This is a genomic window from Hymenobacter qilianensis (genome assembly GCF_014638675.1).
GTDB lineage: Bacteria > Bacteroidota > Bacteroidia > Cytophagales > Hymenobacteraceae > Hymenobacter > Hymenobacter qilianensis.
The window spans coordinates 1,125,384-1,137,945 of sequence record NZ_BMFN01000001.1 but is presented as its reverse complement, the minus strand read 5'-3'; the positions used below and the strand labels follow the sequence as shown (position 1 = coordinate 1,137,945).

General features: G+C 52.8%; 11 protein-coding genes. 6 read left to right on the top strand and 5 right to left on the bottom strand.

Translation table 11 applies throughout. From position 1 onward, the window contains the following. Nucleotides 1-12: 12 nt before the first annotated feature. Both IEW06_RS04810 and IEW06_RS04805 read right to left on the bottom strand, forming a co-directional pair. Nucleotides 13-1,296: an ABC transporter ATP-binding protein gene (locus IEW06_RS04810; protein WP_187733655.1), complete on the bottom strand. Its 1,284-nt coding sequence runs from the start codon at nt 1,294-1,296 to the stop codon at nt 13-15. 6 nt (nt 1,297-1,302) lie between these two features. Further along, the gene (locus IEW06_RS04805) at nt 1,303-2,160 is read right to left on the bottom strand and encodes an ABC transporter permease (RefSeq protein WP_187734217.1); all 858 of its coding nucleotides are present in this window, start codon (nt 2,158-2,160) and stop codon (nt 1,303-1,305) included. Nucleotides 2,161-2,468: 308 nt separating this feature from the next. Here IEW06_RS04805 and IEW06_RS04800 point away from each other — a divergent pair, with 308 nt between their 5' ends. Continuing rightward, the gene (locus tag IEW06_RS04800; RefSeq protein WP_188547577.1) at nt 2,469-3,452 is read left to right on the top strand and encodes a lipid A deacylase LpxR family protein; all 984 of its coding nucleotides are present in this window, start codon (nt 2,469-2,471) and stop codon (nt 3,450-3,452) included. A gap of 262 nt (nt 3,453-3,714) precedes the next feature. Here the strand turns inward: IEW06_RS04800 and IEW06_RS04795 are convergent, their stop codons facing one another. Next, complete coding sequence (locus tag IEW06_RS04795; RefSeq protein ID WP_187733657.1) at nt 3,715-4,659, bottom strand: DMT family transporter; 945 nt, start codon at nt 4,657-4,659, stop codon at nt 3,715-3,717. Nucleotides 4,660-4,701: 42 nt separating this feature from the next. Here IEW06_RS04795 and IEW06_RS04790 point away from each other — a divergent pair, with 42 nt between their 5' ends. After that, nucleotides 4,702-5,259: an ester cyclase gene (locus tag IEW06_RS04790; RefSeq protein ID WP_308421988.1), complete on the top strand. Its 558-nt coding sequence runs from the start codon at nt 4,702-4,704 to the stop codon at nt 5,257-5,259. Nucleotides 5,260-5,297: 38 nt separating this feature from the next. On the opposite strand, the gene dusB is transcribed toward IEW06_RS04790, so the two are convergent. Then, nucleotides 5,298-6,287: a tRNA dihydrouridine synthase DusB gene (gene dusB / locus IEW06_RS04785; protein ID WP_187733659.1), complete on the bottom strand. Its 990-nt coding sequence runs from the start codon at nt 6,285-6,287 to the stop codon at nt 5,298-5,300. Nucleotides 6,288-6,356: 69 nt separating this feature from the next. On the opposite strand from dusB, the gene IEW06_RS04780 reads away from it, so the two are divergent. The 4 genes from IEW06_RS04780 to IEW06_RS04765 all read left to right on the top strand — a co-directional run bounded on the left by IEW06_RS04780 (nt 6,357) and on the right by IEW06_RS04765 (nt 10,954). Further along, complete coding sequence (locus IEW06_RS04780; RefSeq protein WP_187733660.1) at nt 6,357-7,412, top strand: CPBP family intramembrane glutamic endopeptidase; 1,056 nt, start codon at nt 6,357-6,359, stop codon at nt 7,410-7,412. A gap of 27 nt (nt 7,413-7,439) precedes the next feature. Further along, complete coding sequence (locus IEW06_RS04775) at nt 7,440-8,411, top strand: phosphatidate cytidylyltransferase (RefSeq protein WP_187733661.1); 972 nt, start codon at nt 7,440-7,442, stop codon at nt 8,409-8,411. 307 nt (nt 8,412-8,718) lie between these two features. Further along, the gene (locus IEW06_RS04770; RefSeq protein WP_188547576.1) at nt 8,719-10,005 is read left to right on the top strand and encodes a Glu/Leu/Phe/Val family dehydrogenase; all 1,287 of its coding nucleotides are present in this window, start codon (nt 8,719-8,721) and stop codon (nt 10,003-10,005) included. A gap of 268 nt (nt 10,006-10,273) precedes the next feature. After that, nucleotides 10,274-10,954 (top strand): phosphatidylserine decarboxylase family protein, encoded by a 681-nt coding sequence (locus tag IEW06_RS04765; protein WP_187733662.1) that lies wholly within the window; start codon nt 10,274-10,276, stop codon nt 10,952-10,954. Nucleotides 10,955-11,014: 60 nt separating this feature from the next. On the opposite strand, the gene IEW06_RS04760 is transcribed toward IEW06_RS04765, so the two are convergent. Next, nucleotides 11,015-11,548 carry a dihydrofolate reductase family protein gene (locus IEW06_RS04760; RefSeq protein WP_187733663.1) on the bottom strand — a complete coding sequence of 178 codons (534 nt, stop codon included), beginning with the start codon at nt 11,546-11,548 and terminating at the stop codon, nt 11,015-11,017. Nucleotides 11,549-12,562 lie beyond the last annotated feature (1,014 nt).

Genomic DNA, 12,562 nt, shown 5'->3' with positions numbered 1-12,562 from the left:
CGATAAATATATTTAGGGTAGAGCCATATGTGTTTGGGTAAGGAAAAAAGGGAACGTTGGGCGAACTACTCCCCACCACTTGCCATACCATTGAATATTAGTGCGATAGTCTTCTAAGTCAAAACTCAGGCATTGCTCATAATCATATAGATTAATAGTAGTATCCTTCAGCACGTATAAGTTTATATAATAGGATCCATCATTGAGGAAATTGCCGGGAATAGTACATTCGCCACTTACCACTCCTTTCTGGCAAATTGTCGCAGTTGAAGCGACATCAAACACACAGTCACCATTATAGGAAAACAGCGTTAAATGGGTGCTAATGAGAATATCATCCGTGAAATTCCAAAATTGGAACCTAATGGTAAGTGGCGTGCGGATATCGAGGGGGGCATCTGGTTGAAGGAGTTGTGGAATAAGCTCAACCAGTTTAAACCGAATCTTGTCATTGCCTGGGGCTTCATTCGGATCAGTCCAGCTTTGTTTTGTTTTGAGCTGCTGATTATCAATTAAGTAACGATTCACTACGTCGTTTACGGGGCCGGTCGCTCTGACTTTGCCATGTTGCAGCCATAGCCCTTTGTCGCAGAGGTTGTTGATGGCTTGCATACTATGACTGACGAAAAGGATGGTGCGTCCGTCGTTGGTAGCTACTTCCCGCATCTTACCCAAGCACTTCTTCTGAAACTCGGCGTCGCCCACAGCCAGAACTTCATCGATGATCAGGATATCGGGTTCCAAGTGTGCGGCTACAGCAAAAGCCAATCGCACGTACATTCCTGATGAGTAGCGCTTTACGGGCGTATCTAAGAATTTTTCTACTCCGGAAAAAGCCACTATCTCATCGAACTTAGCTCGGATCTCGGCTTTGCTCATCCCCAGGATGTAACCGCTCAGATAGATGTTTTCCCGGCCGGAAAGCTCCGAGTGGAAGCCCGTACCCACTTCCAACAGGCTACTCACCTTTCCACGGCCTCGAACAAAGCCAGCGGACGGACGAATAATGCGCGACACTATTTTAAGAAGCGTGGATTTACCTGCGCCATTGCTACCAATGATGCCCCACACCTCGCCCTGCTTTACTTCAAAGTCGACATTCTGTAGAGCCCATAGGGCCTGGCTCTGGGTGGCATTTGGAAACTGGGCGTCGGGTAGCTGAAAAAATGGATCCTGCTGTTTGCGGACCGCTGTGGTCCACCAGCGCTGCAGGTCCTGGAGCAGATAACCCGTGCCAATGGTTCCTAGGCGGTAAACCTTGGATAGTTTCTCAATTTGGATAACTAATTCTGACATATGTTTTTATATCGTATCTATTAGCTTGTCTCCTTGCTTATTAAAAATAAGCAGCGCGGCCAACAAGAGGACAGCCGTAACGATGAAGCTGTAAGCGAAGAGGGGAAAAGTAACCACTCCCTGGCCCAGAAGCGCGCGGCGAAACAACTCAAATAGGGGGGTGAGAGGATTGAGTTGCACAAGCCAGCGCCACTTTTCCGATACGTAGCCGACGGGATAAATCACGGGAGTCAGGAACATGAGCAGACGGGTTCCTAATCCTATCAGGTAGTTCATATCCCGGTACTTTGCCGTCAATACAGAGAAGAATAAGCCTAGCGCGAAGCTTATTGTGCCAACGAGCAAAATGGCTACGGGCGCAAGCAACAGCCATTTAACATCCGGCACTGGTAGGCCCTGAAAAATGAAATAATAGGCCAGCACTAAGATTAGTAACCCGAACTGGATGCCGAAGTTGAATAGGTAACCGGTAAGGCGCGCAACTGGAATAATAAGGCGCGGGAAATAGACCTTGCTGAATACCTGAGCGTTGTCGCGGAAGGTGGATGAGATACTGGTGAACGTATCGTTGAACAGGTTCCAGAGAATAATGCCGGCCAGGTAGAAAAGCACGGGCGGGGTGCCGCCCGTTGAAATGCCGACTACTTTGCCGAAAACGACGACATACGTAATCAGGGTCAGGAGAGGCTGCAGCAACACCCACAGCGGACCCAAAATGGTTTGCTGGTAGACGAGCAGAAAATCGCGGCGCACCAGCCCTGAGGCTAAGTGTCGGTAAGCCCAAAGGTCAGGCAAACTGGTGCCCCACCAACTGGTTTTGGACCCGATTTCCCAGTCCCATTTGTTATCGGTGCGAATAGACATGTGTTGCGTGTGATACTGGCCCATGAGGCCCGGCAGTAGTGCTGAACTAAGAAAGAGGAGCTTTGAAGTAATCAAGCAACTACCCGCTTCTTAGGCGATAAAGAAAGGTAAGGCTGGTTCGTGTATAGACCAAACTACACAAAACGCGTCTGTGAGAAGCAAATGTAGCTGCAGGTTTACGGAATGATGTAAGATGGTTTTAATTAAATACTTGATTATCAAACCTGTTTCTATAAAGCATACAATGTGCGCCAGCTGGCAGATGAACTCCAAACTGAACTGGCCCTAGGCTGCGTACATAGCGCTCTATGCGCTACTGGCTGAGTACTTTGCTGCTGATTTTGACCCTTATTCGGACAGGACGGGCCCAAAAAATGCCCCCCGACAGTAGTGTTGTCAGCCCTGACCATCTCATCGCCTATTCTTTCGCAAACGACGCCTTTTTTCGCACTGACTATTATTTTACCCAAGGCATGAGCCTGAATGTGGTGCTACCCGCGCTGGCCAAGTCGCCGGTAAATAAAATCCTGCTGGGGGGCAAAATGGCGGCCGTGCGCTATCATGGCGTGAAGTTGTTTTATGATGGTTTTACGCCGCTGCGAATACAGGATGCGTTTATCCGGGTGGGCGACCGGCCATATGCTTCCTACATCTATGCTTCGCTGTACCGCATTGCTAATCAGCCCCGACAACGGCAGCGGCTGACTGCCGGCCTCGACCTAGGCTTTATCGGGCCGGCCGCCGGGGCGAAGGGCTTTCAAACCAAAGTACATGAACTGCTGGATGCACCCACGCCGCAGGGCTGGGATTATCAGGTGCGAAACGACTTGGTAATGGGCTACCACGTTGCCGCCGAGAAGCAAATAGCCGCGGGGGGCAAATTCGTGGAGCTGATCGGTACGGCGCGGGCCTCGGTGGGTACGTTGTACACGCTGGCGGCCACTGGCTTGCTGGTGCGCGCGGGGAAAATGAACCCGTATTTCAGCGACCTTGGTGTAAACTCAACAGTGGGCCGGGCTGGGGGGAAAAAACTACAGGTTTTCGCTCAGGGCCGCTTAGAAGGGCGAGTAGTAGGCTATAATGCTACGCTACAGGGCGGAATGCTTAATCGGCAGAGTCCTTATACGCTGAGTGCAAGCCAATTGAAGCGCGGGATAGTGCAGGGCAGCGGCGGTTTGGTGCTCACTTATGGTCGCGTACGCTTCGAGCCATCGGCTACCTGGGTTTCGCCGGAGCTTCGGGGTGGGCGCGCGCACCGGTGGGTTCAGTTTGACTTCTGGGGGGCTTTTTAGGCGCTCGGGCTAGGCTCAGGTGCCAGAGCAGGCAAGCCCGACGCAGAGAATCCAGCAGCAATGCTTTGTACGTAGGTTCCAGCATGCCAAAAGCAGTGCGAAATAAGCGTCGTAAGCCGACTGGATGGTGGCGAGCCGTGAAAGCGAACTGGCCCTGGAGCCTAGCACTCGCCGCTTTCACGGTGCTGGGGCTGTTGGTGTGGCGCCACGGCTGGTAGTGGATACTTGGCTAAACAAGGCGGTAAACCAGGTTTTGCGCGGTCTATCTGGCTTTGTTTACCATAAAAACGCCCCCCAGAATGATAATCATGCCCAGGCAATGCAGCAGGTTGATGGTTTCGCCATCCAGCACACCCCAGCCCAGCGCCACGATAGGCACCAGATACGTATTGGAGCTGGCAAAAAGCGCCGTCGATTCCTGAATCAGCTTGTTGAACAGCACCATCGCTACTGCTGTGCTCATAAAGGCCAGCAACGCGATGTAGCCCAGGGCCGACCAGGCGCCGGGCACAGTAGAAAGCTTCACGAGAAAATCGGTGAAGCCGAAAAGGAAAACCAGGGCCGGGCCGCCGATAAGCATGAGGAGCAGGCTGGTAACTGCCAGCGACGGAATACCATGCAGATGGTGCTTAATCACGTTGACACTAACCCCGTAACCCATCGTGGCCAGCACGATGTAGAGGCCGTACCAGGCGTTGCCCAGGCCGGTAGGAGTGGCCGAGCCCCCGCTGCCGCCCAAGCCCATCAGAACCACCGTACCCACAAAGCCGAGCCCGATGCCCAGTGCCCGCAGCGGCGTAATACGCTGCCGGAAAAATAGAGCGCCCACCAGCAGCGTAAACACTACCGTAAGTGCGTTGAGTACGCCGGCCAGCCCCGAGGCCAGCTTGGTTTCGGCGTAAGCAAATAGGAACGCCGGAATAAACGTGCCTACTATGCCGCTCAGCAGCAAATACTTGAAGCGGCTGCGCTCTACGCGTTGCACGTGGCGCAGCCCAAACGGCAACAGCACCAACGCGGCAATGCTCACCCGCGCCGCGCCCAGCTCCAGAGCCGAAAAAACCTCCAGCCCCTTCTTCATCAGAATAAACGAGGTGCCCCAGATGCAGGCCAAAACAACGAGCAACACCCAGGCCGAGGCTGGAATACGTTGGGCAGGCGCGATGGTGGCGGTGGAAGCAGGAGCAATAGGAGGAGCAGTAGGCATAATGGCTACAAAGATCAAAACAAGTACTGAGGTATCGGGAGGATGCGGGTAAGTGGCACTAACTGCATGTGCAGCGCCAGACAAGTAAAATCAATAGTTGACTGGTTAATTATCACGCCGTTCTGTAGACTTGTAGCTGTGAAGATTCTTGTGCCAGACTGCTGCTTTACAACTTATGTTTTGAACCATACTATGGAGCCAACAGAAGCTAACAAATTAGTTGTACAGGCTTATGTAAAAGCCTTTAACCAAGGTGATATGCAAGCCTTACGCACTATTTTTGCCCCCGATGCGCTGGTGTATGGGGTGCTCGGCTGGGGTAGTATGGAGCAAGTAATACCAGTCTGGCAAGAGTTGCATAACGCCTTCAACATTCAGCTAGAGGTAGAGTCTATAATCGCTGAGGGCGATGAAGTGGCAGTGCGCTACACAGAGCGTGGACAATCGATCGGTTCGTTTCGTGGGAGCGCCATTACGGACAAGACGTATGAGATTGTCGCGATGGAACACTTCGTGGTCCGAGACGGCCAAGTTCAACGGCGCTGGGGTGCCCGCGACTCAGCGGCTCAGTTTCGGCAGATGGGCCTATCACTTGGTTAGCCAGAACTAGTCTGGGGGGCAAATACCTGACTTCAGCCTTATCCCACCATTACCGGTTCGGCGGCGGCTATTTCTTCCAGAATTTCCAGAATGATTGCGGGCTGCTCGGCGTCTACTAGGCGGGTGCGCCACTGCTTGGCGCCTTCCAGCCCGCGGAAGTATTGGGCATAGTGCCGGCGCATCTCAAACACACCCACGCGCGGTCCTTTCCACTCGATGCTCTTCTCAAAATGCATACGGCACATCGCCACGCGCTCCTCAATAGTAGGCGGCGCCAGCTTTTCGCCGGTGGCGAGGTAGTGCTTTATTTCGCGGAAAATCCAGGGGTAGCCGATGCTGGCCCGACCCACCATGATACCATCGACGCCATAGCGCTCTTTATAAAGCGCCGCCTTTTCGGGCGAGTCAATATCGCCGTTGCCGAAGATGGGAATGTGGATGCGCGGGTTGTTTTTGATCCGGTGAATCAGGGTCCAGTCGGCCTCGCCTTTGTAAAGCTGCGCACGGGTGCGGCCGTGAATGGTAAGCGCCTCAATGCCAATATCCTGCAAGCGCTCGGCTACCTCCTCCACGTTTTTGGTGTCGTCGTCCCAGCCCAGGCGCGTTTTCACCGTCACGGGCAAATGGGTATTGCGCACCACCGCCGACGTCATTTCCACCATCTTCGGAATGTCGCGCAGCAGAGCCGCGCCGGCGCCCCGGCAGGCCACCTGCTTTACGGGGCAGCCGTAGTTGATATCAATCAGGTCGGGGCCAGCGGCGGTGCTGATCGCGGCGCACTCGCCCATCGTAGCTACGTCGGAGCCAAAAAGCTGGATGCCGATGGGCCGCTCATAGTCGAACACGTCGAGCTTTTTCTTGCTTTTGGCCGCGTCCCGAATCAATCCTTCCGAGGAAATAAACTCAGTGTACATCAAATCAGCCCCGTTGGCTTTGCACACGGCCCGAAAAGGCGGGTCGGATACGTCCTCCATAGGAGCCAAAAGCAACGGGAAATCGGGCAGAGCTAGGTCGCGGATGTGTACCACAAGTAGGCAGTTAGAGGAATTTGCGCAAATTTACGACACTTCCAAGTTTCCCGTAACCACCTGTCTGCTATGAAAGGTTTCGTGTCCAGCCGCTTGCACCCATTGCTGACTCTGCTCTTGCTCGTTGGCCTGATGGTGGGCGGCTTGTGCGTAGCCACATTTTTCATCGCTGTTCTGGCCAGCAGCATCTACGATATTGGCTTGCTGGAGATGGGCAACGTCACGCGCCGGCCCGGGTCGCACCCCGATGGCTGGTCGCTGCTTATGCTCAGTCAGGGCCTGACGCTGTTTATTGGCTTTGCCGGTTCGGCATTGGCGCTGGCCTGGATGCAGGGCTACCGCTGGGCCGAGTATTTTGCCCCCCGGCGGCCCACACACAATGAATGGCTGCTGCTCGCTGGAGTGCTCGTTATCGTCAGCCTGCCCGCCATGTCGAGCTTAGTAGAATGGAATGCCAAGATGCATTTCCCGCCTTTCATGCAGGGGTTTGAAACGTGGGCGCGGCAGCTGGAGGATCAAGCGGAAGCCATGACCAAGTCGCTGACGCAGTTCAATACGGTTACGCGTCTTCTGGTGGCTCTGCTGGTTATTGCCATTGTGCCGGCCATTAGTGAGGAGCTGGTATTTCGGGGAGTGGTACAGCGCAATCTGGTGCAGTGGACGGGCAGTCACCACGCCGGTATCTGGCTGGCGGCCGCTATTTTCAGCGCCATTCACTTCCAGTTTTTTGGCTTTATCCCGCGTCTGGCCCTGGGCGTAATTTTTGGCTACCTCTATGCCTGGAGCGGCAATATTCTGGTGCCCATGGCGGCTCACTTCACCCAGAATGCGTTTCAGCTCTTGCTGCTGTACTTAGTGCAGCAGCGCGCCCTGACTACCGATGCCTTCAATCCCGACTCAACCGAGAGTCTGCCCTGGCCGCTTGTATTGATTTCGGCCCTGCTCACGGCTGGCATACTGTATTATCTGTACCAAAAAATGGCCCCCACCGCCGAACCTACTGAGGCTCATACCATTGGCAGCACCGGGGTAGCCGTGCGCGCCGCCGACGCGCCCGTGCCGCATGAGCGCCACACGCTCAGCGGTCGGGGCATTGAGGTCGATGATGACAAGTCGGCTTCCTAACTTTTATCTTCCCTTAACCTCGCTATTTTGCCCCCCACGCCCGCCCCAGCCGAATCCGCTCTGACCGATCAGCCCCCAGGCAAGAAGCCGATGTCCAACCTAGCGCAGCGCGTTATTTTCGGGGCGCTGGGCGCGGTGCTGCTGTTCGGCTGCATCTGGTACAGCGCGTGGAGTTTCGCGGTGTTTTTTGCGTTGGTGCAGGCTAAGATGCTGCTCGAATTTTACCGCATGATGCGCAAGACCGGCTACGCGCCGGTCGCGGCTATGGGAGTAGGAGTGAGCGTGCTGCTCTTCATGGGCGTACACCTGATTGCAGGCGCCGGGCATTACAATACGGAAGGCAATTCGGCCATTCAGATTTACAACGCGGATGCAGCGCCGGGGAGCCCGGTGGCTTTTTATTCGTTCGGCTTTCTGATTCAGCGTGCTTTACTCAGTAGTCTGGTTCTCATCCCCGTCCTGCTGATTTTGCGGGAAATGATTCTGTGGCCGCGCTCAAAAAACCCGTTTGGGAATATTGGGGTGAACCTGCTGGGCCTGTTTTACGTGAGTATTCCGATGAGTCTGCTCAGCGTGCTGGCCTTTACCGATGCTGGCTACGACTTCCGCCGTGTTCTCGCCCTGCTCTTCCTCGTCTGGACCGCCGACATTGGCGCTTACGCCGCTGGCAAAACCATGGGCAAGCACAAATTGGCCCCCAACATTTCGCCCGGCAAAACCTGGGAAGGCTGGATTGGCGGAGCGTTGCTGACGCTGGTGATGGGCTGGGCCTTAGGCTATTTGCTGCCCGATATGCCGCTTTCACACCGCTTAGTGGCTGCGGCTGTTGTAGCCGTATTTGGGGTGCTCGGCGACCTAGCCGAGTCGATGCTCAAGCGTAGCGTAGGCGTGAAGGACTCCGGCCGGATTCTGCCCGGGCACGGTGGCTTGCTTGATCGGTTTGATGCGTTGCTGCTGGTGCTGCCGGTGTTGGTGCTCCTACAGCTATTAGTGGAGTAAGCCTTACTTTCCGGCTTACTAGGGGCAATTCCCAGAAACGCTTCGCATAGCTCTTGTTTCTAATAGTTTATTGCATAAGCTCCACAGCTTTCAACTGTGGAGCTGCAACCTGTTTCGTTGCCTCAAACAGGGCGTAGCGTCTGGATTGGGGCAATTATTGCATAGCAAAGCATCAAGGCGGTTTATTCAGCGTATGCACAAACCTAGTACCTTTGACCACCCCAAACCCAGGGGACATTTACGGCTCCACCCGGCCTTAATGTGCCTCCAATCATAATTCCCACCCTTTTTCAATCATTCCTCCTCTATGGCTGTCACCACGGTGTACAAAGAGCCGGCCCCTATCGTGGACCGCGAAAATCCACTTGAATCCATGATGTCGCGTTTTAATATCGCGGCGGAGATTCTGGGTTTAGACGAATCAACCTACAACGTTTTAAAAGCACCTGACAAGCAGGTAATCGTCAATATTCCCGTGACCATGGACAATGGCCAGATTCGGGTGTTTGAAGGCTACCGCGTAGTGCACAACACCATTCTGGGTCCGTCGAAAGGCGGCATCCGCTACGACATGCACGTGCACCTCGACGAGGTGAAAGCATTGGCCGCCTGGATGACCTGGAAGTGCGCTGTAGTTGATATTCCTTATGGCGGCGCCAAGGGCGGCATCATCTGCGACCCAACGAAGATGAGCGCCGGCGAGATTGAGCGCATGACCCGCGGCTATACGCTGGCTCTGAAAGACGTATTCGGCCCCGACCGCGACATTCCAGCGCCCGATATGGGTACTGGCCCCCGCGAAATGGCTTGGCTTATGGATGAGTTCTCCAAAACCACGGGCGCCACTTCACCCGCCGTCGTGACGGGCAAGCCGCTGGTGATGGGGGGGTCTTTGGGCCGGGTAGAAGCCACGGGCCGGGGCGTAATGGTATCTGCCATTGCTGCTATGAAAAAGCTCGGAATGGATCCCACCAAGTCGTCGGCAGCGGTGCAGGGTTTCGGCAACGTAGGCTCGTGGGCAGCTAAGCTGCTCTGCGAGAAAGGCGTAAAAATTAAGGGTGTCTCTGACATCAGCGGCGCTTACTGGAACGAAGAAGGCATTAACATCGACGAAGCTATTGCCTACAAAAACGCGCATAACGGCCGCTTGGAAGGCTACACCGGCGCTACTTCCATGGACCCCGACGAACTGCTGACCAGCGCTGTAGACGTACTAGTACCAGCGGCCGTAGAGGACGTGATTACGGAGCACAACGCTGAGCGAATTCAGGCGAAGCTGATTGTGGAAGGTGCCAACGGCCCTACTTCAGCCAGCGCCGACGATATTATCAACCGCAAAGGCATTATGGTAGTGCCCGACATTCTGGCTAACTCCGGCGGCGTTACTGTGTCCTACTTCGAGTGGGTACAGAACCGCCTAGGCTACAAGTGGAGTGAAGGTATGGTGATTGAGCGCGCAGCGCGCATCATGAACGATGCCTTTGAGAAAGTGTACGCCACCAGCCAGAAATACAAAGTGCCTATGCGTATTGCGGCTTACATAGTAGCCATCGATAAAGTAGCGCAGACGTACAAATTCCGCGGCGGCTACTAAGCCTTTCGTACTCAGCGCCGATATCAGTTTCGTTGGTTAATTAGACCCTATAGCTGAATTGTGCGTATGCAAACAGAATAGCCCTAAAACGGTCTAATTGCTAGCCCGGACCATTTGGTCCGGGCTATCTTTGTCAGGCTTTTGTACATTCGTGACCAAACTCGGCAACAAAACCAGTTTTCTTTTCTGTTTGATTAGTTGAAACCCTGTAGCTGCGCATTTTGCTGGTTGGGTTCATCCTTAGGTCAGCGCAGCTAATCTGCGATTTATGAAGATTCACAAAGAAGGACGACGCATACTATTCTTTACGCTGCTGGCTCTGCTGGCCGTTAATTTGTTGCTGTTTCGGTTTAATAGTCGCAACGAAACCTTCAACTTCATATTTGTAGGGGCATCGGCCGTAGCCTTTTTGCTGCTGTTGCAATTTTTTCGCAGCCCTTACCGCAATCTGCTTACCCACGAAGATCTGCTTATCGCTCCCGCCGATGGCAAAGTAGTGGTGATTGAAGACGTGCACGAGCCTGAGTACTTTGACGATACGCGCAAGCAGATCAGCATCTTCATGTCGCCTATCAACGTGCACATCACCCGTAACCCGATTTCGGGTGTGGTGCGCTATTTCAAATATCACCCCGGCAACTATTTGGTCGCCTGGCATCCCAAGAGTAGCACCAAAAACGAGCGCACTACAGTCGTAGTGCAGTCGGAAGCCGGGCCCATGGTCCTCTTCCGGCAGATTGCCGGCGCTATGGCCCGACGCATTGTATGGTACGTGAGCGAAGGCGACGAAGTAAGCCAGGGCGAAGAGTTTGGCTTCATCAAGTTCGGCTCCCGCGTCGATATATACGTGCCGCTGGATACTGTATTGAAAGTGCAGCTCGGCGATAAAGTGAAGGGCGGCGAAACAGTTATTGCCCAGCTGAAAACGGAAACCCCGAGTCTTTTCTAACCCGCACAAACGATCTGTGATACCCAAAAAAGCCCCCCAGACTTAGTCTGGGGGGCTTTTTTATTCAATGTTAGTTAGCTGATAATGTAATAGCGTCATGCCATCAGGCCAAGTATGGGTACGCAGCAATTTAAGCGGTTGTGAGTGTTTTGGCTCATGCCACAGCGGAATACCGTTGCCTAGTAGCCTCGGAACCACAAACAGCATCAGCTCATCAACCTGCCCTGCGGCCAGTAAAGGGGCCACAAGCTTACCGCCTCCAATAAGCCAGATTGTGCCGCCTTCTTCCTGCCGCAATTCCCGGACAAACTCGGCTGCATCCGTCGTTACAAACCTGACGGACGGATGCACCGCTTCAGTGGGCGGGTTGCTGGTAAAAACGTAATTGATAAGCTCAGGGTACGACCATTCACCAAAGGTGAGCACCTGCTCATAGGTAGTGCGGCCCTGCAAAGTCGTGTCTATCGTTGAAAGAAAGTCGGCGTAGCCATAGTCCTCGCCCGGTAGGAGAGGTGGTAGCCAGTCTACTGAGCCATCAGGCGAGGCGATGTAGCCGTCGAGACTCGCGGCAATGTACAGGACCACTTTGCGCATACAGTTGGTATAAGGTTAACATAATCTGACCAGAAAATCTTCAGGCTTTTCGAGGGCTGAGCCCGTGAATTTAGGATGCTGTAGCCCTGCGCATGTCAAGCCATAAGCTTGGCTGAACAGTAAAGGCAAACTAGTCATAGAACATACTTAGCGTACGCCTGTGCCTTGGTTATAAGGCATATAAGCTTGTATAGACCCTTTGAACAAAGTAGGAGAATCTGCAAACTAGTGCAATACGATTCTTTAAGCCCAGCAACTTGCTACTGCATATGTTCTTTATAAAATACGGCTAAAACCAGGTCTTGAAGCCAAATAACAGATTCTTAGAAAGGTCCTGCTTAAAAATAGGCTCCTATCTGTTTATGCAAAGCATTAGTGATGAATCTCTGAATAGGCTATGTGCTTGTATGCAATGGCTTACTATAAGTTTGGAGAATTAAACATTTCCGGGTTTAAATTATATTAAGTGTGTTATCTGATTGCTTAAATCACAAACTTGTTTGTTGTATAAACAATTGATAAACAATGTATTAGACTATTATGATGATTGCAAACGACTATTTATTTCTAAGCTCAACAATTGCGGTAATCTAGGTACATAGTTTATATCAAATATAGATTTTATAAGTCTGTTGGTCGACTACAAACCGCTGTTAAGCGGGCAAAACACGTGCTTTACGGATAAACCATAAAAAATGTTGTAATTATTCTGAAGAAATTAGAAGCGTCACATTTTTTGTTGGATATTCACATAGATATTGGTCAATAGGCTCCAATTGTAAGCATTCTTCGCATTCCTGTTTCTTGCTCTCTTTAGCTTGTTGGTCAGCATTTAATTTTTGCACTTAAACAATACCTATTAGTACACATCTACCCCTCATACCACATCTATGAGTACACTTCTACCCACCCCCCAAAGCGGGATACATCGCAAGGCCTACGGGCTCTTGCTGTTCCTGCTGCTACTGGCTGCCCAGGTCTCGGCGCAAAATAGTATTAGTACAGGCCTTATAT